At 69.9% G+C, this 23,484-nt stretch carries 25 protein-coding genes and 1 pseudogene; 23 read left to right on the forward strand and 3 right to left on the reverse strand.

Features of this window, described 5'->3' with window-relative positions; genetic code table 11:
- Window positions 1-76 precede the first annotated feature (76 nt).
- A complete protein-coding gene (gene yhfZ / locus LGI35_RS30730; protein WP_227297451.1) occupies window positions 77-1,015 on the reverse strand; it encodes a GntR family transcriptional regulator YhfZ in 939 nt (312 codons plus the stop codon).
- Between the two features lie 93 nt (window positions 1,016-1,108).
- On the opposite strand from yhfZ, the gene ftsH reads away from it, so the two are divergent.
- Window positions 1,109-3,127, forward strand: a complete 2,019-nt coding sequence (gene ftsH / locus LGI35_RS30735) for an ATP-dependent zinc metalloprotease FtsH (RefSeq protein WP_227297452.1) — start codon at window positions 1,109-1,111, stop codon at window positions 3,125-3,127.
- 6 nt (window positions 3,128-3,133) lie between these two features.
- On the opposite strand, the gene LGI35_RS30740 is transcribed toward ftsH, so the two are convergent.
- Window positions 3,134-3,997, reverse strand: a complete 864-nt coding sequence (locus LGI35_RS30740) for an SAM-dependent methyltransferase (RefSeq protein WP_227297454.1) — start codon at window positions 3,995-3,997, stop codon at window positions 3,134-3,136.
- A 233-nt stretch (window positions 3,998-4,230) separates the two neighbouring features.
- On the opposite strand from LGI35_RS30740, the gene proS reads away from it, so the two are divergent.
- The 18 genes from proS (at window position 4,231) to LGI35_RS30830 (ending at window position 18,991) form a co-directional block, all read left to right on the forward strand.
- Window positions 4,231-5,646 carry a proline--tRNA ligase gene (gene proS, locus LGI35_RS30745; RefSeq protein ID WP_227297456.1) on the forward strand — a complete coding sequence of 472 codons (1,416 nt, stop codon included), beginning with the start codon at window positions 4,231-4,233 and terminating at the stop codon, window positions 5,644-5,646.
- Window positions 5,647-5,916: 270 nt separating this feature from the next.
- Window positions 5,917-6,513: a hypothetical protein gene (locus tag LGI35_RS30750; RefSeq protein WP_227297459.1), complete on the forward strand. Its 597-nt coding sequence runs from the start codon at window positions 5,917-5,919 to the stop codon at window positions 6,511-6,513.
- A gap of 221 nt (window positions 6,514-6,734) precedes the next feature.
- A complete protein-coding gene (gene rpsP / locus LGI35_RS30755; protein WP_116509370.1) occupies window positions 6,735-7,172 on the forward strand; it encodes a 30S ribosomal protein S16 in 438 nt (145 codons plus the stop codon).
- A 2-nt stretch (window positions 7,173-7,174) separates the two neighbouring features.
- A complete protein-coding gene (locus tag LGI35_RS30760; RefSeq protein ID WP_014176063.1) occupies window positions 7,175-7,414 on the forward strand; it encodes an RNA-binding protein in 240 nt (79 codons plus the stop codon).
- 101 nt (window positions 7,415-7,515) lie between these two features.
- Complete coding sequence (gene rimM, locus LGI35_RS30765; RefSeq protein ID WP_227297461.1) at window positions 7,516-8,118, forward strand: ribosome maturation factor RimM; 603 nt, start codon at window positions 7,516-7,518, stop codon at window positions 8,116-8,118.
- A complete protein-coding gene (gene trmD / locus LGI35_RS30770; protein ID WP_227297463.1) occupies window positions 8,118-8,939 on the forward strand; it encodes a tRNA (guanosine(37)-N1)-methyltransferase TrmD in 822 nt (273 codons plus the stop codon). Before rimM ends, trmD begins: the two co-directional genes overlap by 1 nt.
- Before the next feature lie 133 nt (window positions 8,940-9,072).
- A complete protein-coding gene (gene rplS, locus LGI35_RS30775) occupies window positions 9,073-9,423 on the forward strand; it encodes a 50S ribosomal protein L19 (RefSeq protein WP_116509364.1) in 351 nt (116 codons plus the stop codon).
- Window positions 9,424-9,468: 45 nt separating this feature from the next.
- Window positions 9,469-10,167, forward strand: coding sequence for a signal peptidase I (gene lepB, locus LGI35_RS30780; protein WP_227297465.1), 699 nt, complete (start codon window positions 9,469-9,471; stop codon window positions 10,165-10,167).
- Window positions 10,160-11,245, forward strand: coding sequence for a signal peptidase I (lepB, locus tag LGI35_RS30785; RefSeq protein ID WP_227297467.1), 1,086 nt, complete (start codon window positions 10,160-10,162; stop codon window positions 11,243-11,245). Before lepB (LGI35_RS30780) ends, lepB (LGI35_RS30785) begins: the two co-directional genes overlap by 8 nt.
- Window positions 11,133-12,122: a signal peptidase I gene (gene lepB / locus LGI35_RS30790; protein ID WP_227297468.1), complete on the forward strand. Its 990-nt coding sequence runs from the start codon at window positions 11,133-11,135 to the stop codon at window positions 12,120-12,122. Before lepB (LGI35_RS30785) ends, lepB (LGI35_RS30790) begins: the two co-directional genes overlap by 113 nt.
- A gap of 59 nt (window positions 12,123-12,181) precedes the next feature.
- The gene (gene lepB / locus LGI35_RS30795) at window positions 12,182-12,937 is read left to right on the forward strand and encodes a signal peptidase I (protein ID WP_227297470.1); all 756 of its coding nucleotides are present in this window, start codon (window positions 12,182-12,184) and stop codon (window positions 12,935-12,937) included.
- Window positions 12,927-13,448, forward strand: coding sequence for an NUDIX hydrolase (locus LGI35_RS30800; protein WP_116509352.1), 522 nt, complete (start codon window positions 12,927-12,929; stop codon window positions 13,446-13,448). Before lepB (LGI35_RS30795) ends, LGI35_RS30800 begins: the two co-directional genes overlap by 11 nt.
- A 55-nt stretch (window positions 13,449-13,503) precedes the next feature.
- Window positions 13,504-13,812, forward strand: coding sequence for a DUF2469 domain-containing protein (locus LGI35_RS30805; RefSeq protein WP_003965949.1), 309 nt, complete (start codon window positions 13,504-13,506; stop codon window positions 13,810-13,812).
- Between the two features lie 173 nt (window positions 13,813-13,985).
- Window positions 13,986-14,369: a YraN family protein gene (locus tag LGI35_RS30810; protein WP_227297472.1), complete on the forward strand. Its 384-nt coding sequence runs from the start codon at window positions 13,986-13,988 to the stop codon at window positions 14,367-14,369.
- Window positions 14,369-15,988: a YifB family Mg chelatase-like AAA ATPase gene (locus tag LGI35_RS30815; RefSeq protein WP_227297474.1), complete on the forward strand. Its 1,620-nt coding sequence runs from the start codon at window positions 14,369-14,371 to the stop codon at window positions 15,986-15,988. The genes LGI35_RS30810 and LGI35_RS30815 overlap by 1 nt, the downstream gene beginning before the upstream one ends.
- Window positions 15,985-17,145 (forward strand): DNA-processing protein DprA, encoded by a 1,161-nt coding sequence (gene dprA, locus LGI35_RS30820; protein ID WP_227297476.1) that lies wholly within the window; start codon window positions 15,985-15,987, stop codon window positions 17,143-17,145. Before LGI35_RS30815 ends, dprA begins: the two co-directional genes overlap by 4 nt.
- A 347-nt stretch (window positions 17,146-17,492) precedes the next feature.
- The gene (gene whiG / locus LGI35_RS30825) at window positions 17,493-18,329 is read left to right on the forward strand and encodes an RNA polymerase sigma factor WhiG (protein ID WP_227297478.1); all 837 of its coding nucleotides are present in this window, start codon (window positions 17,493-17,495) and stop codon (window positions 18,327-18,329) included.
- A 104-nt stretch (window positions 18,330-18,433) separates the two neighbouring features.
- Window positions 18,434-18,991: a TetR/AcrR family transcriptional regulator gene (locus tag LGI35_RS30830; protein WP_227297480.1), complete on the forward strand. Its 558-nt coding sequence runs from the start codon at window positions 18,434-18,436 to the stop codon at window positions 18,989-18,991.
- A 202-nt stretch (window positions 18,992-19,193) separates the two neighbouring features.
- Here LGI35_RS30830 and LGI35_RS30835 read toward each other — a convergent pair.
- Window positions 19,194-19,691 (reverse strand): annotated as a pseudogene (locus LGI35_RS30835) (M23 family metallopeptidase); the annotation flags it as partial.
- A 275-nt stretch (window positions 19,692-19,966) separates the two neighbouring features.
- Between LGI35_RS30835 and rpsB the strand changes: the two are divergent.
- The 4 genes from rpsB to frr all read left to right on the forward strand — a co-directional run bounded on the left by rpsB (window position 19,967) and on the right by frr (window position 23,472).
- The gene (rpsB, locus tag LGI35_RS30840) at window positions 19,967-20,881 is read left to right on the forward strand and encodes a 30S ribosomal protein S2 (RefSeq protein ID WP_227297482.1); all 915 of its coding nucleotides are present in this window, start codon (window positions 19,967-19,969) and stop codon (window positions 20,879-20,881) included.
- 93 nt (window positions 20,882-20,974) lie between these two features.
- Window positions 20,975-21,811: a translation elongation factor Ts gene (gene tsf, locus LGI35_RS30845; protein ID WP_100595085.1), complete on the forward strand. Its 837-nt coding sequence runs from the start codon at window positions 20,975-20,977 to the stop codon at window positions 21,809-21,811.
- Window positions 21,812-22,019: 208 nt separating this feature from the next.
- A complete protein-coding gene (gene pyrH, locus LGI35_RS30850) occupies window positions 22,020-22,790 on the forward strand; it encodes a UMP kinase (protein WP_100595086.1) in 771 nt (256 codons plus the stop codon).
- A gap of 124 nt (window positions 22,791-22,914) precedes the next feature.
- A complete protein-coding gene (frr, locus tag LGI35_RS30855) occupies window positions 22,915-23,472 on the forward strand; it encodes a ribosome recycling factor (RefSeq protein WP_093780078.1) in 558 nt (185 codons plus the stop codon).
- Window positions 23,473-23,484 lie beyond the last annotated feature (12 nt).

Below are 23,484 nucleotides of genomic sequence, written 5' to 3' on the forward strand. Positions count from 1 at the left end.
AATTCGACAATAATCAGGATTCTGGATATTCAGGTCGGGGAGGGGCGGCGAATCCTTCCGGCCCCACCCCGCCGGCTCAGTACGACGGCACGCGCTCGCCCCGCAGTACCTCGGCCTGCAGTGACGTCACGGTCGACAGGTCGACCGCGTCCCGCACCGCGGAGAGCGCCTTCGCGCCCTCGGTCCTGCCGATGATCGCCGCGCTGGAGTTGCGCAGGGACAGATCGCGGGTGACCTCGTCGCCCAGTGGCAGCACCTCCCCGCCCATCCCTGTCCGACCCTGCACCTCGTCGAGGTTCCAGACGGTGGCGTCGGCCAGGTTCTGCGCGAACAGGTCCCGCAGCTGCATGTACGAGGACTCGACCCACTTGATGTCGGAGCGCCCGGCGAACGCGCGCTCGGCGAGCATCCGCTGGTCCTCGGAGGTGGGGTCCACGGCGACCCGCAGGCCGGGCGCGTCGAGCGAGGCGCCCTCGCGCAGCAGCAGCCCGTGGGCGCCGACATACGTGGCCGGGCCCAGGTCGGCGACGAGCTCCACCGGATGCTCCTCGATCAGCCGGTCGGCGGCGAAGCGCGAGAGCACCACCAGGTCGACCTTGCCTTCGAGCAGGGCCGTGGTCCGGGCGCCCGCGCCACGCATGAACGTGATCGCGAACGGCGTGCCCGCCTCCTCGAAGGCGGTACGCAGGCCGGTGGCCAGGCCCTCGTAGCGGCGGGAGTAGGGCAGGGGCATCGCGGCGAGCAGGGTGCCGAGGCCGGAGAGGCGCCACAGTACGGAGCGCTCGGAGCGCACCAGGAAGGTGCCGAGGTGGCCGCGCGCGGCGGTCTCGATGGCGCCGGACTCCTCCAGGAGGCGCAGGGCGGCCTGCACCGTGCCGTTTCCGCACCCCAGTTCCTCGGCGAAGTCGCGGACCCGGGGCAGTCGTGTGTCGGGCTCGTGATTGAGCAGCAGGACCGCGAGCTGGCGGGCCGCGAGGCCGTTGCGCGTGAGGAAGCGCTCGTCGAAACCGTTCACAGATCGGACAGTAACCAGGATTCTGGATACTGGCAAGGGTCCCGGATGTGTGCGGTCATGGGCGGGAGGCGTGACGGCAGGAGGAGAGCAGGCGTGGCCAACCCCGTACCCCCGCGCGACCGGACGGACCAGCCGTGGCGCTCCGAGGGGGCGCCGCCTCCACCGCCCGCCAAGCCGTCGCGGAAGAAGATGCCGGGTGGCTGGGGCGGCCTCATCCTCACCGCCCTGATCGTCTACCTCATCGCCAACCTCGTGCTGTCGTTCTTCAACCAGGGCAACGAGCCGACGATCTCGTACACCGAGTTCAGCAAGCAGGTCGCCGACAACAACGTCACCAAGATCTACTCCAAGGGCGACGCGATCCAGGGCCAGCTCAAGAAGGAGCAGCCCACGCCCGGCGGCAGTGACAGCTCGAGCAAGAACTACACCAAGTTCAAGACCCAGCGGCCGTCCTTCGCGGACGACGACCTCTGGGCGAACCTGGAGAAGCACAACGTCACCGTGACGGCCTCACCGGTCGTCCAGGAGCGCAGCTTCCTCGCCAACCTCCTCATCTCCCTCGCCCCGATGTTCCTGCTCGTCGTGCTGTGGATCTTCATCGCGCGGCGGATGCGGCAGGGCATGGGCGGCGGCATGGGGGGAGGCATGCTCGGGCGCAAGCAGCCGCCCAAGCCGGTCGAGCTGGAGCCCGGCATGCAGCGCACGACGTTCGCGGACGTCGCCGGCATCGACGAGGTGCAGGGCGAGCTCAGTGACGTCGTCGACTTCCTCAAGAACCCCGACGCCTACCGCGAGATGGGCGCGAAGATGCCCCGGGGCGTCCTCCTGTCGGGCCCGCCGGGAACCGGCAAGACGCTCCTGGCCAGGGCCGTCGCGGGCGAGGCCGGGGTCCCGTTCTTCTCCGCGTCCGCCTCCGAGTTCATCGAGATGATCGTCGGAGTCGGCGCCTCACGCGTACGCGAACTCTTCGCCGAGGCCCGCAAGGTGGCGCCCTCGATCATCTTCATCGACGAGATCGACACCATCGGCCGGGCCCGCGGCGGCGGTTCCGCCATGGGTGGCCACGACGAGCGTGAACAGACCCTCAACCAGATCCTCACCGAGATGGACGGTTTCTCGGGATCCGAGGGCGTCATCGTCATCGCGGCCACCAACCGCGCGGACGTCCTAGACCCGGCCCTGACCCGCCCCGGCCGCTTCGACCGCGTCGTGACCGTCAGCCCGCCCGACCGCGGCGGCCGCGAGGCCATCCTCAAGATCCACACCCGGCAGATCCCGCTCGCCCCGGACGTGGACCTGCTGCAGGTCGCCCGCACGACCCCGGGCATGACCGGCGCCGACCTCGCCAACCTCACCAACGAGGCCGCCCTCCTCGCCGTCAAACGCCAGCAGAAGGCCGTCACCCAGACCGACCTCTCCCAGGCCCTGGAAAAGGTCCAACTGGGCGCCGAACGTCCCCTCGTCATGCCGGACGAGGAGCGCCGCCGCACCGCCTACCACGAGAGCGGCCACGCCCTGCTCGGCATGCTCCAGCCCGGCGCCGACCCCGTCCGCAAGATCACCATCGTGCCGCGCGGCCGCGCACTCGGCGTCACCCTCTCCACTCCCGAAATCGACAGATACGCCTACACGGAGGAGTACCTGCGCGGCCGCATCATCGGCGCGCTCGGCGGCATGGCGGCCGAACAGGTCGTATACGGGGTCGTCACCACCGGCGCCGAGAACGACCTCGAACAGGTCACGAACATCGCGCGCGGAATGGTCGCCCGCTGGGGCATGAGCGACCGCATCGGCCGGCTCTCCGCCCTGCCGAGCGACGCCCAGCAGGCGTACGGGCTCTCCGCCGCGCCCCACACCCTCGACACCATCGACCACGAGATGCGCCGCATCGTCGACGACTGCTACGAGGAGGCCTGCACCAAACTCCGCGACCACCGCGGCCAGTTGGACGCCCTGGCCGCGGCACTCCTCGCGAACGAGACCCTGGACGAGGCGGAGGCCTACCGCGTCGCCGGCGTCATCCGCCTCACCAAGGACGAGGAGGCGCAGGGGACTCAGGGAACTCAGGGGACTCAGGACGCCGACGGTCAGGGGACGGCGACGGACATCTAGCGAACGTCACGGGGTGCGCGCGATCACGTAGCGGAACACGTTCGGCATCCACACCGTCCCGTCCTGCCGCTGGTGCGGATGCAGCGCCTCCGTCATCTCCTTCTCGACCTGGGACAGGTCCGTCGCGCCGATCGCCGCGTCGAACAGGCCCGTCGACAGCAGCCCGCGTACGGCGCTGTCCACGTCCGCGTAGCCGAACGGACAGGCGACCCGGCCCGAGCCGTCCGGCCTGAGACCGGCCCGATGTACGACCTCCTCCAGGTCGTCACGCAGCGCGGGCCGCCAACTGCCCGCGCTGCGCAGCGGATCGGCGAGCTTCGTCGCGACCCGCAGGACCGACGACGTCGCGCACCGCTCCGGCGGACCCCAGCCGGCCAGCACCACGGGAGTACCCCGCTCGGCGAACGGCGACGCCGACTCCAGGAGCGCGCCGAGCCCTTCGGAGTCACCCGCCATGCAGCCGATCGGCTGGAACGCGGTGATCAGGTTGTACGGCGGATCGTCCGGTTCCGCCGCGTCCCCGGGGCCTCCTTCGGTCAGTCGCGTGTCGCCACGCGCGCGCGTGCCCCGCGTCTCGCCCTGGAGACGCTCTCTGGCCAGTGCGAGCCGCTCGGGCGCGGCCGCCTCGACGCCCGTGACCGCCGCGCCGCGCGACGCCGCCATCAAAAGGGCGAGCCCCGAGCCGCAGCCGAGGCCGAGAAGCCGGGTGCCGGTCGCCTCGCCGACCTCCAGCCGTTCGTAGACCGCTTCGTAGAGCGGGACCAGCATCCGTTCCTGTATCTCCGCCCAGTCACGCGCGCGTGCGCACAGGTCCACCCGGGGCACGCGCCCCGGGTGGGGGAGGTGCCGCTGCACGAGCGTAGGTGTCATCGAAAGCGCCCCAATCCGCCGAGAGTTACTGGTGTGGCGTGTTCCTGCGGTTCGTCCGCCCCCGTACAAGTGCGCTCGCAGTTCCCCCGTATGCCAGAGAACTCCGCATCCGCCGTCCCGTCTAGGGGGTGTTCCCAAGGGGCTTCGCTCGCCGCGCGCGGGCCTGCGCCGTGCGGCCGGACGGGGGTAAAAAGATTGCCGACCGGGCGTAATCGCGCCGTAGCATGCGCGCCATGGCCAAGACACCCGTTCTCACGCCCCAGGCAGAGGACTTCCCGCGCTGGTACCAGGACATCGTCAACAAGGCCGAACTGGCCGACAACGGTCCAGTGCGCGGCACGATGGTCATCCGACCGTACGGCTACGGCCTGTGGGAGCGGATGCAGCAGGACATGGACGCCCGCATCAAGGAGACGGGCACCCAGAACGCGTACTTCCCGCTCCTGATCCCGCAGTCGTACCTCCACAAGGAGGCCGAGCACGTCGAGGGGTTCGCGCCCGAACTCGCCGTGGTCACGCACGGCGGCGGCAAGGAGCTGGAGGAGCCCGCCGTCGTCCGGCCCACCTCCGAGATGATCATCAACGAGTACTTCGCCAAGTGGGTGCAGAGCTACCGCGATCTGCCCCTCCTCATCAACCAGTGGGCGAACGTCGTCCGCTGGGAGCTGCGCCCCCGCCTCTTCCTGCGCACCACGGAGTTCCTGTGGCAGGAGGGCCACACCGCGCACGCCACGTACGAGGAGGCCCGCGACTTCGCGGCCCGCATCCACCGGCACGTGTACGCGGACTTCATGCGGGACGTCCTCGCGATGGACGTCGTCCTCGGCCGCAAGACCGCCAAGGAGCGCTTCGCCGGCGCCATCAACACCCTCACGCTCGAAGGCATGATGGGTGACGGCAAGGCCCTCCAGCTGGGCACCAGCCACGAACTCGGCCAGAACTTCGCCCGGGCCTTCCACACCCAGTACCTGTCCAAGGAGGGCAAGCAGGAACTGGTCTGGCAGACCTCCTGGGGATCGACCACCCGCATGATCGGCGCGCTCGTGATGATGCACGGCGACGACAACGGCCTGAGGATCCCGCCCCGGCTCGCCCCCACCCAGGTCGTGGTGCTGGCCATCAAGGGGGACGACGCCGTTCTGGCCAAGGTCCACGAGATCGGCGACGCCCTCAAGGCGGCCGGGATTCGCGTCCACGTCGACGACCGCACCGACACCCCGTTCGGCCGCCGCGCCGTCGACTGGGAACTCAAGGGAGTGCCCGTACGCGTCGAGATCGGCCCGCGCGACCTGGAGAACGGCACGGCGATGCTGGCCAGGCGCATCCCGGGAGGCAAGGAGCCGGTGGCCGTCGAGGCGCTCGCCGCACTGCTGCCCACCGTCCTGGAGGAGGACCAGGCACTGCTCCTGAAGCAGGCCCGCGAGCGGCGCGAGTCCCGTACGACCGATGTGGCGACGATCGACGAGGCCGTCGAGGCCGCCGCTTCGGGCGGCTGGGCCCGCATCCCGTGGGCCACGCTCGGCGAGGCGGGCGAGGCCGCGCTGGCCGAGCACTCCGTCTCCGTACGGTGTCTGGTCACCGAGGACGGGGCGGTGCCGGACGCGGATGACGCGGCGGGTAACGTCGCCGTCGTGGCACGCGCGTACTGAGCCACCGCACCTGCGCAGCGAGCGGCGCGAGAGAGGCCGAAAGGCCCCTTGCGCATCAGACGGACACAGTCGCCCCGGCGTGCGGACATCGTCTACGCGCCGGGGCGTACGTATACCTACGCACCACCTTGGTGCGAGCTGTGAGACTTCTCCGCAGATCAGCGCACCCGCCCTCGTCCGGACGCATGAGTGGCAACTGACTGGTACGTGCAAATTATTTGGGATGCCCCGGAATAGGAACACAGAGGCATCCCGGCTCGTTGTCACGACGTGAGCACGACACCACCTGTTCTCGCCGCAGAGCTGGCACAGGCGTGGGCCGATATTCAGCGGCACCACCCCGAGCTGCCAGATCTAGCCGCGCCCGAATCCCTGATCGGGGAGTCGTCGTCCGCCTGCGGACACGAGCTCTCCTTCGAGCGACTCCTCCATGAGGCAGTCCATGGCATCGCCGCCGCCCGAGGAGTCCGCGACACCTCCCGCGCCGGTCGGTACCACAACCGCAGATTCCTGGCGATCGCCGAAGAGATGGGCCTCGACCATCCCGAGGAGCCGCACCCCAGCAGCGGCTTCTCGCTGGTGACGCTCAACCCCGAGGCGAAACAGCGTTACCGGCCGACGATCGAGCGGCTCAAGAGCGCCCTCAAGGCGCACACCGTGGCCACGGCCGCGGACACCAAGCGCAGCTTCCGCGGCCCGGCCGCGCGGCACGGCTCCTCAGGGGGCGGCGTCCGCGTCAAGGCGGTCTGCGACTGCGGGCGCAATGTGCGCGTGGTGCCCTCCGTCCTCGCCCAGGCCCCGATCGTCTGCGGCGGCTGCGGCAAGCCGTTCCGCATTCCGGAGGCCGTCGGCGCGGGCGTCGGGTGATCTCCGGCTGATCCTCGGTGAAGGTGCACGACCTGCTGCGGGGCGTCCGGACCACGTTCGGCCGCCCCGCCGGCGTATGGCACAATGGCTAGCTGTACTCGACAGCCGCATAGGAACCCTCTCGCCTCCGGCTGACGCGTCCATCGGGCACTCCGAGTACCGCAACCCCACGTGGCATCCCGTTGTGCCCAACCACGTCAAGACCAGGAGACACCACTCCAGTGGCAGTCAAGATCAAGCTGAAGCGTCTGGGCAAGATCCGTTCGCCTCACTACCGCATCGTCGTCGCCGACTCCCGTACCCGCCGTGACGGCCGGGCCATCGAGGAGATCGGTCTGTACCACCCGGTGCAGAACCCCTCGCGCATCGAGGTCAACTCGGAGCGTGCCCAGTACTGGCTGTCCGTCGGCGCCCAGCCGACCGAGCCGGTCATGGCCATCCTGAAGCTCACCGGTGACTGGCAGAAGCACAAGGGCCTGCCGGCCCCCGCGCCGCTGCTCGTCGCGGAGCCCAAGGACAAGCGCGCCGCGTTCGAGGCCTTCACCAAGGGTCTCGAGGGCGACGACGCCAAGGGTGAGGCCATCACCCCGAAGGCCAAGAAGGCTGACAAGAAGGCGGACGAGGCCCCGGCCGAGTCCACCGAGTCCACCGAGGCCTGAGCATGCTCGAGGAGGCTCTTGAGCACCTCGTGAAGGGCATCGTCGACAACCCCGACGATGTGCAGGTCGCCTCGCGCAACCTGCGCCGTGGGCGCGTTCTCGAGGTCCGGGTTCACCCCGACGACCTCGGCAAGGTGATCGGCCGCAACGGCCGCACCGCGCGTGCCCTGCGTACCGTCGTGGGCGCCATCGGCGGCCGCGGTGTCCGCGTCGACCTCGTCGACGTGGACCAGGTTCGCTGAGCCGGACCAACGGTTCGGCGACACATGAAGCACCGGCTCGGGCCGGGGAGGGCCTCAGGGCCGTCCCCGGCCCGTGGCCGTATGACAGGAGAGTTGTTCACGTGCAGCTGGTAGTCGCGCGCATCGGCCGCGCCCATGGCATCAAGGGCGAGGTCACCGTCGAGGTACGCACCGACGAGCCCGAGCTGCGGCTCGGCCCCGGCGCCGTGCTCGCCACCGACCCCGCCTCCACGGGGCCGCTGACGATCGAGACCGGCCGCGTGCACAGCGGCCGCCTCCTGCTCCGCTTCGAGGGCGTACGCGACCGTACGGCCGCCGAGGCGCTGCGCAACACGCTGCTCATCGCCAACGTCGACCCGGAGGAACTGCCGGAGGACGAGGACGAGTACTACGACCACCAGCTGATGGACCTGGACGTGGTCACCACGGACGGCGTGGAGGTCGGCCGGATCACCGAGATCTCGCACCTGCCCTCGCAGGACCTGTTCATCGTGGAGCGCCCCGACGGCAGCGAGGTGATGATCCCCTTCGTCGAGGAGATCGTCACCGAGATCGACCTCGAGGAGCAGCGGGCGATCATCGACCCGCCGCCCGGGCTCATCGACGACCGAGCCGAGATCGTCTCCAGCCGCGACGCGGACGACGACTCCGGCGAGGACTCGGGCGCGGCCTCCGGCGAGCGCTCCGAGGAGGGCGGCGCCTGATGCGGCTCGACGTCGTCACGATCTTCCCCGAGTACCTCGACCCGCTGAACGTCTCCCTCGTCGGCAAGGCCCGCGCGCGCGGGCAGCTCGACGTACGGGTGCACGACCTCAGGGAGTGGACGTACGACCGGCACAACACGGTCGACGACACCCCCTACGGCGGCGGCCCCGGCATGGTCATGAAGACCGGCCCCTGGGGCGACGCCCTCGACGAGGTGCTCGCCGACGGCTACGAGTCCGGGGCCCACGGCCCCGCCCTCGTCGTCCCCACGCCCAGCGGACGCCCCTTCACCCAGGAGCTCGCCGTCGAGCTCTCCGAGCGGCCCTGGCTGGTCTTCACGCCCGCGCGCTACGAGGGCATCGACCGCCGCGTCACCGACGAGTACGCGACCCGGATGCCGGTCTACGAGGTCTCCATCGGCGACTACGTGCTGGCCGGCGGAGAGGCCGCCGTACTCGTCGTCACGGAGGCCGTCGCGCGACTGCTGCCCGGAGTCCTCGGCAACGCCGAGTCCCACCGGGACGACTCCTTCGCGCCCGGCGCCATGGCCAACCTCCTCGAAGGGCCCGTGTACACCAAGCCCCCCGAGTGGCGCGGCCAGGGCATTCCCGACGTGCTGCTCAGCGGCCACCACGGGAAGATCGCGCGCTGGCGCCGGGACGAGGCGCTGCGGCGCACCACCCGCAACAGGCCCGATCTCGTGGAGCGTTGCGACCCCTCGGTCTTCGACAAGAAGGACCGCGAGATGCTCTCCATCCTGGGCTGGCGGCCGGGCCCCGACGGCCGATTTGGGCGAGACCCCGAAGCCGTGGAAGAATAAGCCGCTGCTGTACGTCCAGCGTGCGCCCCTGCCACAGGGGGAACGACGCCCGCCCGACGCGATCAGCTACCGAATCCTCATTTCGAACATTCCCGCCGATGACCTGTGGCATCGGTGAAGAAAGCAGACGATCATGTCTCACCTGCTCGACTCCGTCGACAACGCGTCGCTGCGCAGCGACATCCCGGCCTTCCGCCCGGGTGACACCGTCAACGTCCACGTCCGCGTCATCGAGGGCAACCGCTCCCGTGTGCAGCAGTTCAAGGGCGTAGTCATCCGCCGCCAGGGCGCCGGTGTCCGCGAGACCTTCACGGTCCGCAAGGTCTCCTTCTCCGTCGGCGTCGAGCGCACCTTCCCGGTGCACACCCCGATCGTCGAGAAGATCGAGCTCGTCACCCGCGGTGACGTGCGTCGCGCGAAGCTCTACTACCTGCGCGACCTGCGCGGCAAGGCCGCGAAGATCAAGGAGAAGCGCGACAACTGAGCTCGCGCACGGGGTCACAGCCGGGCCGGATAGCATCTGGCCTCGATGGACACCGAAGCACAGACAACGGAACGCGATCGCGCCTCCCACCCCTCCGTACACGAGGGCGAGGAGGAGCGGTCGCGTTTCGCGTTTGTGTCGCGGGCCGCGTCCTGGCTTCCCGGCGGCCGCCTGACCCTGTCGGCGCTGCTCGGCCTCGTTCTGCTGCTCCTGCTGAGCATCTTCGTGATGCAGCCCTTCCAGATTCCCAGCGGTTCCATGGAGCCCGCGTTGAGGGTCGGGGACCGCGTTCTCGTAAACAAGTTGGCGTACCGTTTCGGTGCTGAGCCGCAGCGGGGCGACGTCGTGGTCTTCGACGGGACCGGGTACTTCGGTGACGCCGACTACATCAAGCGGGTCGTGGGCGTGGGGGGAGACCATGTGGTCTGCTGCGACAGCAAGGGGAGGATCGGGGTGAACGGCGAACCGGTGGACGAGAGCGCGTTCCTGTACCCCGGCAACACTCCCTCCGAGGCCCCCTTCGACCTCGTCGTGCCCGACGGCACCCTCTTCCTGCTCGGTGACCACCGGGGCGAGTCCCGGGACTCACGTGACTACCTGGGCGCGCCCGGCGGCGGCATGGTCCCCGTGGGCGAAGTGATCGGCAAGGCCCAGTGGATCGCCTGGCCGACGGGTCACTGGGGCTCCCTGTCCCGTAACGACGTCTACGCGCGCGTGCCCGCACCCGGCGGTGCCCATGGGTAACCGCGGACGCTCCCACTCCCGCAGGGGCGGCGGCGACACCCGCCTGCCCACCGGGACGCGCCGTGCCGGCAGCCCGCAGCTGCCGGGCCGTGCCGAGCGGCGCAGGCTGGCGCGCAAGGTCAAGCGACGCCGGCAGCGTTCCGCGCTCAAGGAGATCCCGCTCCTCATAGGCGTGGCGCTGCTGATAGCACTCGTCCTGAAGACGTTCCTCGTCCAGGCCTTCGTGATCCCGTCCGGCTCCATGGAGCAGACGATCAGAATCGGCGACCGGGTCCTGGTCGACAAGTTCACCCCGTGGTTCGGCGCAAAGCCCCACCGCGGCGACGTCGTCGTCTTCAAGGACCCCGGCAAGTGGCTGGAACAGGAACAGGGCACGAAGAAGGACGCCCCCGTCGGTGTCAAGCAGGTGAAGGAAGGTCTCACCTGGATCGGCCTGTTGCCCTCCGACGACGAGCGCGACCTCATCAAGAGGGTCGTCGCGGTCGGCGGTGACACCGTCAAGTGCTGCGACAAACAGGGTCGCGTCACGGTCAACGGGACGCCCCTGAACGAGCCGTACATCCACCCGGGTGACGTGCCGTCAAAGTTCGAGTTCGAGGTCAAGGTGCCCAAGGGGCGCCTCTTCGTGATGGGCGACCACCGCTCCAACTCGGCCGACTCGCGCTTCCACCGCACCGAGGCCTTCAGCGGCACCGTCTCGGAGGAGTCGGTCGTCGGCCGGGCCCGCGTCATCGCCTGGCCGGTCGGCCACTGGAGCACGCTCCCGGAGCCGAGCACCTATGCGACCGTGGCCGCCGCGCGGAACGGATCGGCCGCAGCCACGCAACAGTCGCATAGGGTGGCCTCCGAGGATCTGAACGGATTGATCCCTCTCCCGAGCCCTGCGGAACTCCCGCTCGTTATGGGAGTGGTGGGCCTGCATCGCGTATGGGACGACAGGCGGCGGCACGGAGTGAGGAGTGGATGTGGGGGACTTGGCGGTCGGCGCACGGTCAGGGCACGGGCCCGACGAGCGGCCCGGGCGATCCGACGACGGATCGGCAGCGGCCGGGACGGGCGCCGTGAACCTCGAGAGTGACGGCGCGGACGGCAACGGACACGATGGTGGCCACGGCGACGGGCCGGGAGACGGCTCCGGTGGCGGCAGCAGGTCGGGCGGTCAGGCGAGGAAGCCCCGCTCCTTCTGGAAGGAGCTTCCGCTCCTCATCGTCATCGCGCTGGTCCTGGCGCTGATCATCAAGACGTTCCTGGTGCAGGCGTTCTCGATTCCGTCGGCGTCGATGGAGAACACCCTGCAGATCGGCGACCGCGTGCTCGTCGACAAGCTGACGCCGTGGTTCGGCTCCGAGCCCGGACGCGGCGAGGTCATCGTCTTCCACGACCCGGACGGCTGGCTGAAGGACGAGCCGACGGCCGAGCCGAATCCGGTGCAGCGCATCCTCGGCTGGATCGGCCTCATGCCGTCCACGAACGAGAAGGACCTCATCAAGCGCGTCATCGGCGTCGGCGGCGACACCATCGAGTGCAACGGGACGGGACCGCTCACGGTCAACGGCAAGGCGCTCGACGAGCCGTACGTCTACCCGGGGAACACCCCGTGCAGCGACGACAATGTGGGCGGCAAGTTCAAGGTCACCGTACCCATTGGCAAAGTTTGGGTCATGGGTGACCACCGCCAGGACTCCATGGACTCCCGGTACCACCAGCAGGACAGCAACCAGGGCTTCGTCCCCGTGGACAACGTCGTGGGCCGAGCGATCGTGGTCGCCTGGCCGCCCACCCGCTGGACGACCCTGCCTGTGCCGGACACCTTCGACCAGCCCGGCCTGAACGCCGCGATGGGAGCCGCCCCGGGCGCGCTCGGGCTCGCGGGCGCCGCGCCGCTCGTGCTGTGGCGCAGGCGTCGGCTTACCCAGGGGAACACCAGGGTTTCTGAGGTGAGGACCGCCGGGTAGGGTGCCGTCCCAGATCGCCGATCTTCCGCGGCGAATCTCCGAGGCGGGGAGCAACTGGGATGAGCAGGACACGTCGTACGGACGAGGGCCATGGCCGGCTCGGCAGCACGCTGTCGGGGTTGGCCGTGGCCCTTGGCTGTGTGCTGTTCCTGGGCGGGTTCGTGTGGGGCGCCATCGTGTACCAGCCGTACACCGTGCCCACCGAGTCGATGACGCCGACGATCGGCGCCGGCGACCGGGTCCTCGCGCAGCGCATCGACGGCAGTGAGGTCAAGCGCGGCGACGTCGTCGTCTTCACGGAGTCGGCGTGGGGCGACATGCCCATGGTCAAGCGCGTCGTCGGCATCGGCGGCGACAAGATCGCCTGCTGCGAGGCCGGCAAGCTGACCGTCAACGGCAAGGAGATTGCCGAACCGTATCTCCCCAAGGGGCAGGGCCCCTCGGCCACGGGCATCCCGACCACCACGGTCCCCGAGGGCCGCCTCTTCCTGCTCGGTGACGAGCGCAGCGGCTCCCTCGACTCCAGCGTCCACATCGGCGACTCCAGCCACGGAACGGTGCCGCGCAGCGCCGTGGCCGCCCGGGTCGACGCCGTGGCCTGGCCGATGGACGGCATGCTCGCGCGACCCACCGGCTTCGAGGCACTGCCGGGCGGGCTCTCTCAGCCCGGCCCCCTGAAGCTGGTCTTCGCCGCCGTGATCGCGGGCGCCGTCCTGGTGCTCGGCGGGGCCGCGTACGGGCCGATCGCCAAGCGCGCGAGCAAGGGCCGCGACCGGTCGCGTGAGTCGTCGAGGGAGCGGGCCCTTGCGGGCTGAGCCGCCCGGCGCCGGCCGGGAGCTGCGGAAGGTGGCACGGGTCGTACTGCTCGACCCCGACGACCGCATTCTGCTCCTGCACGGGCACGAGCCGGGGGACACCGCCGACGACTGGTGGTTCACCCCGGGAGGCGGCCTGGAGGGCGACGAGACCCGTGAGCAGGCCGCGTTGCGCGAGCTCGCGGAGGAGACGGGCATCACCGACGTCGAACTCGGCCCGGTCCTGTGGCGGCGCACCTGCTCCTTCCCGTTCGACGGGCGGCGCTGGGACCAGGACGAGTGGTACTTCCTGGCCCGTACGACCGCTGCGGTGGCCGGGGCGGAGATCGCCGGGGCGGGCCTGACCGAGCTGGAACGGCGCAGCGTCGCCGGAGCACGTTGGTGGACGTGCCGGGAACTGACCGAAGCACATGAGACGGTGTATCCGACCAGGCTCGCCGGGCTGCTGGAACGGCTGCTCGACGAGGGTCCCCCAAGCCGTCCCCAAGTCCTCGACACGGAAATCGTCTAGAGGCGTACGGGGCTGACGCACAATAGGGGGACGCACGGCTGAAGGGGAACATGCCATGAGCGCCGAGGACCTCGAGAAGTACGAGACCGAGATGGAGCTGAAGCTCTACCGGGAGTACCGCGACGTCGTCGGTCTGTTCAAATACGTGATCGAGACCGAACGGCGCTTCTATCTCACCAACGACTACGAGATGCAGGTGCACTCGGTCCAGGGTGAGGTTTTCTTCGAGGTATCCATGGCGGATGCCTGGGTTTGGGACATGTACAGGCCCGCACGGTTCGTGAAGCAGGTCCGGGTACTCACGTTCAAGGACGTGAACATCGAGGAGCTGAACAAGAGCGATCTGGAGCTGCCGGGCGGGTGATCCGGAGCTGCTCGGTGGATGATCCGGAGCCTTGAACGGGAGAGTCGGAAGCCCGTGAGTAGGCGGAGCTCGCTGGATCGGGTGGCTGGGTTGTCCACAACCCGTGAGTAGTTCACCAAGATCCACTTCTTCGGCGCCCATGCCTCAGCGTGGGCGTCGGAGGTGGTGCCGACATGAACGCGTCCAAGGCACGCAACGCGCTCGGAAAGTACGGCGAGGAGCTGGCCGCACGGCGGCTGGCCGAGTCCGGAATGACGGTCATCGAGCGCAACTGGCGCGCGGGCAGGACCGGTGAGATCGACATCGTCGCCCGGGAGGGCGACGCCCTCGTCGTCTGCGAGGTGAAGACCCGCAGGTCGGGCGGCTCCGCCGGGTCCTTCGAGCATCCGATGGCCGCGGTCACACCCGTCAAGGCCCAGCGGCTGCGCGACCTCGCGGAGCGCTGGGTGCAGGAACACGGGGGAGCGCCACCCGGCGGTGTACGCATCGATGTGGTCGGGGTCCTTCTGCCGGAGCGCGGTGCCCCCGTCGTCGAGCACGCGCGGGGGGTGGCCTGATGGGGTTCGCGCGCACCTGCTCCGTGGCCCTCGTCGGGGTCGAGGGCGTGGTGGTCGAGGTCCAGGCCGACCTGGAGCCCGGGGTCGCCGCTTTCACGCTGGTCGGACTGCCCGACAAGAGCCTGTCCGAGAGCCGCGACCGGGTCAGGGCGGCGGTCGTCAACTCCGGCGGGGAGTGGCCGCAGAAGAAACTCACGGTGGGGCTCAGCCCGGCGTCCGTACCCAAGAGCGGCAGTGGATTCGACCTGGCCATCGCCAGCGCGGTGCTGGGCGCGGCCGAGCGGATCGATCCGCGGGTCCTCTCCGAGATCGTGATGATCGGCGAGCTGGGGCTCGACGGCCGGGTCAGGCCCGTTCGCGGAGTGCTCCCGGCCGTCCTGGCGGCGGCCGACGCGGGCTACGAGCAGGTCGTGGTCCCCGAGTGCTCCGCCGGCGAGGCGGCGCTCGTCCCGGGTGTCTCGGTCCTCGGCGTACGGAGCCTGCGTCAGCTCATCGCGGTCCTCACGGACGAGCCGGTCCCCGACGAGCCGCCCGACGAGACCGGACGCCCCGACCCCATGCTCGCCGGTCTGAGCATCCCCGGCCAGGGCCTCGGTGTGGGCCTCGCCGGGATGCCGCACGACGCCCACATCCTCGATCTGGCCGATGTCGTCGGCCAGCGCGCCGCACGCACGGCGATCGAGGTCGCCGCCGCGGGTGCCCATCACGTCCTCCTCCAGGGACCGCCAGGTGCCGGCAAGACCATGCTCGCCGAGCGGCTGCCGCTGGTCATGCCACCACTCACCCGCGAGGAAGCCCTCGAAGTGACGGCCATTCACTCGGTGGCGGGCATGCTCCCGCCGGGCAAACCGATGGTCGACGCCGCCCCCTACTGCGCGCCCCACCACTCGGCGACGATGCAGTCGCTCGTCGGCGGCGGACAGGGGATGCCGCGGCCGGGCGCGGTGTCGTTGTCCCACAGAGGAGTGCTCTTTCTGGACGAGGCGCCGGAGTTCAGCGGCCAGGTACTCGACGCACTGCGCCAGCCGCTGGAGTCGGGCCACGTGGTCATCGCCCGCAGTGCCGGGGTGGTGCGGCTGCCCGCCCGCTTTCTGATGGCGCTCGCCGCCAACCCGTGCCCGTGCGGCAATCACGCGCTCGTGGGCGGCGGATGCGAGTGCCCCCCGGCGGCGGTCCGCCGCTATCAGGCGCGCCTCTCCGGACCCCTGCTCGACCGCGTCGACCTCAGAGTGGACGTGGAGCCCGTCACCCGTGCCGAGCTGACCGGGAGCGGCGCGCAGGGCGAGACCACCGCCGTCGTCCGGGAGCGTGTGAGAGCCGCCAGGGAGCGAGCCGCGGCGCGGCTCGCCGAGACGCCGTGGCGGACGAACAGCGAGGTGCCCGGGCACGTTCTGCGCACCCGGTGGCCCGCGGCGCCTGGGGCCATGGACGAGGTCGAGAACGACCTGGAGCGCGGCTTCCTGACCGCCCGGGGCGTCGACCGTGTGCTGCGGGTGGCCTGGACCGTCGCCGACCTGTGCGGCCACGACCGGCCACGCGCGCAGGACGTGGCGCACGCCCTTCAGTTGCGCACCGGGATCTCGCGCGGTGTGGCCATGGCCATCGGGGGATCGGCATGAGCGGGGCGGAGGCCTCCGACGGAATCCGGCTCGCCAGGGCCGCCCTCACCCGGATCGTCGAGCCCGGCGACGAGAGGGCGGGGCGGTGGCTCAGGGAGTTCGGTGCGGTGGACGTCGTGCGGCGCATCGTCGAGGACGGGGAACCGCTGCCCGGGGTGAGCGAAGACCGCTGGGCGGGGCTGCGGGCCAGGGCGGCGGACGTGCAGCCCGAGCGTGACCTGGAGCGGGCGGCGGGCGTGGGGGCGCGGATCGTGTGTCCCGGGGACGCCGAATGGCCGGCCCAGCTGGACGATCTCGGCGACGCGCGGCCCGTCGCCCTGTGGGTGCGGGGGCGGCCCTCCCTGCGGATATGGGCGTTGCGGTCCGTCGGGGTCGTGGGGGCGCGGGCCTGCACGGACTACGGGGCGCGGGTGGCGGCGAGCCTCGGCGCGGGGCTCGCGGAGCGCGGCAGCGTCGTCGTGTCGGGCGGCGCGTACGGGGTGGACGCGGCCGCCCATCGCGGGACCCTGGGCGCGAGCGGTGCCACCGTGGCCGTCCTTGCCTGCGGGGTCGACCGACCCTATCCGCGCGGCCATGTCCAGTTGATCGAGCGGATCGCGGAACAGGGTCTCGTCATCGCGGAGTTGCCACCCGGTGATCATCCGACGCGGAGCAGATTCATCCTCCGTAACCGCCTGATCGCCGCGCTCACCCGGGGGACCGTCGTCGTGGAGGCCGCGTACCGCAGCGGTGCTCTTGGTACGGCGCGCTGGGCGCAGCGTCTCGGCCGTCACACGATGGGGGTACCTGGGCCGGTCACAAGCACCCGTTCCGCAGGGGTGCACGAACTGTTGCGCGGGGAAGCCGTTCTCGTCACCGACGCGGCGGAAGTCATGGAGCTGGTCGGGGACATGGGGGAGCTCGCGCCGGCGCGGCGCGGTCCCGTGCTGCCGCACGACCTGCTCGCGCCGGGCGCCGCGGCGGTCCTGGCGACGCTGCCCGCCGTCGGGGCTGTCGGGGCGGGGGACATCGCCCGGGCCGCCGGTACTGGAGTCGACGACGCAATCGGGAGGTTGTACGAACTGCGCTCACTGGGGTTCGTCGAACGACACAGCGATGGCTGGCAGTTGACACGCCAGGCGATCCACCCTGTCTTGCCGGAAGGAGATGATCGGTGACGGAGGGTGTTGCGCCGTCCGGATGACGGCCGAACCCCTTGGCGTTACGGGGTGTTGGCCTTTCGACCCGGTCACTTACAGCGACGGATGTGATCCCGCAAGTCGCCCAACGGAACGTATCTGCGCACGCGCGATCCCATAGCCTTCGCACACTGCGACACTCCAGTCACGCTACGCTCACCAGGATTCCGGCTCGTTCGGTTCAATCCCGAACCAGCCCGGCAATGAAGAGCAACCACGAACAGAGGGGCAGCCGAGCATCAGACAGGTAACTCGGGATCTTTACCATCAGTCCGGCGCCAGGCGCACAAATCCCCAGTTCACGGCAGAACGGCACAAGGCGACGAATGCCCCAGCACACCTCCGGGTCTGACCGGGCTGCGGTTCCCCCCGCTGCTCGTGGCAGCGTGCGGCCTCCTGCTCCCTCTTCGCTCGAGGAGCTGTGGAGGTCGTACAAGGCGACGGGTGACGGGCGATTGCGCGAGCAGCTCATCCTGCACTACTCGCCGCTGGTCAAGTACGTGGCGGGCCGCGTCAGCGTCGGGCTGCCGCCCAATGTCGAACAGGCCGACTTCGTGTCCTCAGGCGTCTTCGGACTGATCGACGCGATCGAGAAGTTCGACATCGAGCGCGAGATCAAGTTCGAGACGTACGCGATCACCCGGATCCGCGGCGCCATGATCGACGAACTCCGGGCGCTCGACTGGATCCCGCGCTCCGTACGGCAGAAGGCGCGCAACGTCGAGCGGGCGTACGCCACGCTCGAGGCGCAGCTGCGCCGGACTCCGTCGGAGAGCGAGGTCGCCGCCGAGCTCGGCATCAAGGTCGAGGAACTGCACGCGGTCTTCAGTCAGTTGTCCCTCGCGAACGTGGTGGCCCTCGAAGAGCTGCTGCACGCCGGCGGCGAGAGCGGCGACCGGCTCAGCTTGATGGACACGCTCGAGGACCAGGCTGCCGACGACCCGGTCGAGGTCGCCGAGGGCCGCGAGCTGCGGCGGTATCTGGCGCGCGCGATCAACACACTGCCGGAGCGTGAGAAGACCGTGGTGACGCTCTACTACTACGAGGGGCTGACCCTCGCGGAGATCGGCAATGTGCTCGGGGTGACCGAGAGCCGCGTCAGCCAGATCCACACCAAGTCCGTCCTCCAGCTCCGCGCGAAACTGGCCGCCTTCCGGCGCTGACGGTGCGGAATCGTGCCTGCCGGGCCGTGCGTGGGGCGGGACGACTCCCGCGGCGCGCGTCCCGTCCGTAAAGTGGTGGCGTGCCAAGGATTCGAGCGGCCTCAGTGGCCGAGCACCGGTCGATGCAGCGCGGCGCCCTTCTGGACGCGGCGCGCTCCCTGCTGTCCGAGGGCGGGACGGAGGCGCTGACCTTCCCCGCGCTCGCCGAGCGCACCGGGCTCGCCCGGTCCTCCGTGTACGAGTACTTCCGGTCGCGGGCCGCGGTCGTCGAAGAGCTCTGCGAGGTCGACTTCCCCGTCTGGGCGGCGGAGGTCTCCACGGCGATGGAGCGCGCGGGTACGCCCGAGGGCAAGGTCGAGGCGTATGTGCGGGAGCAGCTCGCGCTGGTGGGCGACCGCCGGCACCGCGCCGTCGTGGCCATCTCGGCGAGCGAACTCGACTCAGGGGCGCGCGAGAAGATCCGCGCCGCGCACGGCGGGCTGGTCGCGATGATCGTCGAGGCCCTCGCCGACATGGGCCACACGGAACCGCGCCTCGCGGCGATGCTCCTTCAGGGGGTCGTGGACGCGGCGGTCCGCCGGATCGAACTGGGCGCGGCGGAAGACCCCTCGGCCATTACCGAAGCGGCCGTGAGTATGGCGCTGCGGGGCGTCAGCGGCTGATCCGGGGCGCGAGCCCTGGAGGAGGCGGCGGGACCAGCAGGGGCGGAACCGGCCCTGGTGCGGCGCCCACCGCCGTACCGACGCCAACGGCCGACCGGACCGGCAGCAGCGGGATCAGCAGCGGTGGGTCAGCCCTGGGCGGCACCAGTAGTGATGGGTCAGCCCCGGGCGGCACCAGCCCCGGTGCCGCAGCCGTCGGGGGCACCGGCAGCAGTCGCGACGGACCCCGTCGCAGCAGCCGCGGGGGCAGTAGGGACAGCGGGTCCAGGTAGGTGTCGCCCCGCAGCAAGCCCCAGTGCAGGCAAGGCGTGGGGCCGCAGTGGTTTGTCGGGGGTTCCAGCGCACCCAGCACCTCGCCAGGCGCTACCCGGGCGCCCTTCTTCACCGATGGCGTCACCGGTTCGTACGTGGTTCGCAGAGGCGGGTCGCCCGTTCCGGACAGCTCCACCGCCACCACGCCTCTGCCCGCCACGCGCCCCGCGAAGGACACCCGGCCGCCCGCCACCGCTCCGACCGGGGCGCCGACGGGCGCGGCCAGGTCCACGCCGCGGTGGCCCGCCCCGTACTCCGTCGCCGGCGGGGCCCAGCCTCGTACGATCGGGGGCCTCGTCCCCACCGGCCAGGCGGTGCCCACGGCGGGCACCGGCGGGGGCGGCACGAGGCTCGCCAGCGCCGCGGTCAGCATCAGCATCAGTCGCATGCACCGAACGGTCCCGTCCCGACGCGATCCGCGGGGATCATGGACCGGAACGGTGGACTACCGACCGGTTGTGGACAGCGGCGTCACCCGGCACCCCGCGGGTCCCGTACACTTCTGATGGCGATCCGGGTCACCGGATCGACTTCGCACGCCCCAACACCAGTTCACTCGTGACGGTGTCCGCGCTCCTCGGTCCCTCGTGGCACAGCGCGCGGGGCGTCAGGCGCGACAGCAATCCTGCGGTCGCGGCAACCGAGAACCCAAGGAGTACGGCCATGGCCGTCGTCACGATGCGGGAGCTGCTGGAAAGCGGCGTCCACTTCGGTCACCAGACCCGTCGCTGGAACCCGAAGATGAAGCGCTTCATCTTCACCGAGCGCAACGGCATCTACATCATCGACCTGCTCCAGTCGCTGTCGTACATCGACCGCGCCTACGAGTTCGTCAAGGAGACCGTCGCCCACGGCGGCACGGTCATGTTCGTCGGCACGAAGAAGCAGGCGCAGGAGGCGATCGCCGAGCAGGCGACCCGCGTCGGCATGCCCTACGTCAACCAGCGCTGGCTGGGCGGCATGCTCACCAACTTCTCGACCGTCTACAAGCGTCTGCAGCGCCTCAAGGAGCTTGAGCAGATCGACTTCGAGGATGTGGCCGCGTCCGGCCTCACCAAGAAGGAGCTGCTCGTCCTCTCCCGCGAGAAGGCCAAGCTGGAGAAGACCCTCGGCGGTATCCGCGAGATGTCCAAGGTGCCCAGCGCCGTCTGGATCGTGGACACCAAGAAGGAGCACATCGCGGTCGGTGAGGCCCGGAAGCTCAACATCCCGGTCGTCGCCATCCTCGACACCAACTGCGACCCCGACGAGGTCGACTACAAGATCCCGGGCAACGACGACGCGATCCGCTCCGTCACCCTGCTCACCCGCGTGATCGCCGACGCCGTCGCCGAGGGCCTCATCGCCCGCTCCGGTGCCGCCACTGGCGACCAGAAGCCGGGCGAGAAGGCCGCCGGCGAGCCGCTCGCCGAGTGGGAGCGCGACCTGCTCGAGGGTGAGAAGAAGGCCGACGAGAAGCCGGCCGCCGAGGCTGAGGTCCAGACCTCCGCCGAGACGGAGAAGGTCGCCGACGCCGAGGCCGAGGTCGCCACCGAGGTTGTCACCGAGGCTCCGGCCGCGGACGCCGAGCAGGCCTGAACCTCACCGGTTCGGTAGTTGACGGCGGGGGCCGAGTCGGCCCCCGCCGTTCACCCGTAGATCTTTCAGACTTCGAGAGAGAATTTCAGGATCATGGCGAACTACACCGCCGCTGACGTCAAGAAGCTCCGCGAGCTCACGGGCGCCGGCATGATGGACTGCAAGAAGGCGCTCGACGAGGCCGACGGCAGCGTCGACAAGGCCGTCGAGGCCCTGCGCATCAAGGGCCAGAAGGGCGTCGCCAAGCGCGAGGGCCGCTCCGCCGAGAACGGCGCTGTCGTCTCCCTCATCGCCGACGACAACACCTCCGGTGTCATCCTCGAGCTGAAGTGCGAGACGGACTTCGTCGCCAAGGGTGAGAAGTTCCAGGCCGTCGCGAACTCCCTCGCCGCCCACGCCGCCAAGACGAACCCGGCCGACATCGCGGCGCTCCTCGCGTCCGAGATCGAGCCCGGCAAGACCGTCCAGGCGTACGTCGACGAGGCCAACGCCAACCTCGGCGAGAAGATCGTCCTCGACCGCTTCGCGCAGTTCTCCGGCGCCTACGTCACCGCGTACATGCACCGCACCATGCCCGACCTGCCCCCGCAGATCGGTGTTCTGGTCGAGCTGGACAAGGCCGACGCCGACCTCGCCAAGGGCATCGCGCAGCACATTGCCGCCTTCGCGCCGAAGTACCTCTCCCGCGAGGACGTCCCGGCCGAGGTCGTCGAGTCCGAGCGTCGCGTCGCCGAGGAGACCACGCGCGCCGAGGGCAAGCCCGAGGCCGCGCTCCCGAAGATCGTCGAGGGTCGCGTCAACGGCTTCTTCAAGGAGGCCACCCTCCTCGGCCAGCCGTACGCGCTGGACAACAAGAAGTCCGTGCAGAAGGTCCTGGACGAGGCCGGTGTCACCCTGAAGCGCTTCTCGCGCATCAAGGTCGGCATCTGAGTCCGTACCGCGACAGCCGGAAGACACCGCTAGGGTCGACGAGATCCCAGTAGGGTCGACAGCAGTCTCCCGCGTACGCCGCCACGCGCGTGCGCGTCGGGCGACCGCAGATGTGACGAGGAGGCCATTGCCGAGTATGGGATGCGAACAACACCCCACCGGCAATGGCCTTCTTTGTATGTGTGCCAAGTAAAGAGGCGAGATCACCATGACCACCACCAAGGCCGACAAGGGCGACAAGAGCGACGACGGCAAAGGCGCGGGGCGCTTTTTGCTGAAGCTGTCCGGCGAGGCGTTCGCCGGTGGCGGGGGTCTGGGCGTCGACCCCGACGTGGTGCACAAGATCGCCCGTGAGATCGCGGCCGTCGTGCGCGACGGCGCGCAGATCGCCGTCGTCATCGGCGGCGGCAACTTCTTCCGCGGCGCCGAGCTCCAGCAGCGCGGCATGGACCGTGCCCGCTCCGACTACATGGGCATGCTCGGCACCGTCATGAACTGCCTCGCGCTCCAGGACTTCCTGGAGAAGGAGGGCATCGACAGCCGCGTGCAGACCGCCATCACCATGGGGCAGGTCGCCGAGCCGTACATCCCGCTGCGCGCCGTGCGCCACCTGGAGAAGGGCCGCGTCGTCATCTTCGGCGCCGGTATGGGCATGCCGTACTTCTCCACCGACACGACCGCCGCCCAGCGCGCCCTGGAGATCGACGCCGAGGCGCTGCTCATGGGCAAGAACGGGGTGGACGGGGTCTACGACTCCGACCCGAAGACCAACCCCGAGGCCGTGAAGTTCGACGCGCTCAGCTACGGCGAGGTCATCACCCGCGACCTCAAGGTCGCCGACATGACCGCGATCACCCTGTGCCGCGACAACAAGCTGCCCATCCTCGTCTTCGAACTGCTCGCCGAGGGCAATATCGCGCGAGCGGTCAAGGGTGAGAAGATCGGCACGCTCGTGGGCGACCACGGAACGCGGGCCTGACACCACCCCCCGCCAGGGGATGGACAATGTCCTGCCGGTCGGACACCGTGCAGGAAAGACACACGACGCAGCCGGCCGCCCTGGGCGCATGCCGGGCCTCACTCAAGACACGCAGGAGCAAGTGGTGATCGAAGAGACCCTCCTCGAGGCCGAGGAGAAGATGGAGAAGGCCGTCGTGGTCGCCAAGGAGGACTTCGCCGCGATCCGCACCGGCCGTGCGCACCCGGCGATGTTCAACAAGATCGTGGCGGACTACTACGGCGCGCTGACCCCGATCAACCAGCTGGCCTCGTTCTCCGTGCCCGAGCCGCGGATGGCCGTGGTGACCCCGTTCGACAAGAGCGCGCTGCGCAACATCGAGCAGGCGATCCGCGACTCCGACCTCGGCGTCAACCCGAGCAACGACGGCAACATCATCCGTGTGACGTTCCCGGAGCTGACCCAGGACCGCCGCAAGGAGTACATCAAGGTCGCCAAGACCAAGGCCGAGGACTCCAAGATCTCGATCCGCTCCATCCGCCGCAAGGCCAAGGAGACGATCGACAAGCTCGTCAAGGACGGCGAGGTCGGCGAGGACGAGGGCCGCCGCGCCGAGAAGGAGCTCGACGACACCACCGCGAAGTACGTCGCTCAGGTGGACGAGCTGCTCAAGCACAAGGAAGCCGAGCTGCTCGAGGTCTGAGGAATCCGTGAA

The organism is Streptomyces longhuiensis (genome assembly GCF_020616555.1).
GTDB classification, from domain to species: Bacteria; Actinomycetota; Actinomycetes; order Streptomycetales; family Streptomycetaceae; genus Streptomyces; species Streptomyces longhuiensis.

Coding starts and splice junctions, on each gene's coding strand:
- LGI35_RS30740 (WP_227297454.1), bottom strand. CDS start 3,997: ATGACACCTACGCTCGTGCAGCGGCACCTCCCCCACCCGGGGCGCGTG.
- proS (WP_227297456.1), top strand. CDS start 4,231: ATGGCCAAGACACCCGTTCTCACGCCCCAGGCAGAGGACTTCCCGCGC.
- LGI35_RS30760 (WP_014176063.1), top strand. CDS start 7,175: ATGCTCGAGGAGGCTCTTGAGCACCTCGTGAAGGGCATCGTCGACAAC.
- trmD (WP_227297463.1), top strand. CDS start 8,118: ATGCGGCTCGACGTCGTCACGATCTTCCCCGAGTACCTCGACCCGCTG.
- rplS (WP_116509364.1), top strand. CDS start 9,073: ATGTCTCACCTGCTCGACTCCGTCGACAACGCGTCGCTGCGCAGCGAC.
- lepB (WP_227297465.1), top strand. CDS start 9,469: ATGGACACCGAAGCACAGACAACGGAACGCGATCGCGCCTCCCACCCC.
- lepB (WP_227297467.1), top strand. CDS start 10,160: ATGGGTAACCGCGGACGCTCCCACTCCCGCAGGGGCGGCGGCGACACC.
- lepB (WP_227297470.1), top strand. CDS start 12,182: ATGAGCAGGACACGTCGTACGGACGAGGGCCATGGCCGGCTCGGCAGC.
- LGI35_RS30805 (WP_003965949.1), top strand. CDS start 13,504: ATGAGCGCCGAGGACCTCGAGAAGTACGAGACCGAGATGGAGCTGAAG.
- LGI35_RS30810 (WP_227297472.1), top strand. CDS start 13,986: ATGAACGCGTCCAAGGCACGCAACGCGCTCGGAAAGTACGGCGAGGAG.
- LGI35_RS30815 (WP_227297474.1), top strand. CDS start 14,369: ATGGGGTTCGCGCGCACCTGCTCCGTGGCCCTCGTCGGGGTCGAGGGC.
- dprA (WP_227297476.1), top strand. CDS start 15,985: ATGAGCGGGGCGGAGGCCTCCGACGGAATCCGGCTCGCCAGGGCCGCC.
- whiG (WP_227297478.1), top strand. CDS start 17,493: ATGCCCCAGCACACCTCCGGGTCTGACCGGGCTGCGGTTCCCCCCGCT.
- rpsB (WP_227297482.1), top strand. CDS start 19,967: ATGGCCGTCGTCACGATGCGGGAGCTGCTGGAAAGCGGCGTCCACTTC.
- tsf (WP_100595085.1), top strand. CDS start 20,975: ATGGCGAACTACACCGCCGCTGACGTCAAGAAGCTCCGCGAGCTCACG.
- pyrH (WP_100595086.1), top strand. CDS start 22,020: ATGACCACCACCAAGGCCGACAAGGGCGACAAGAGCGACGACGGCAAA.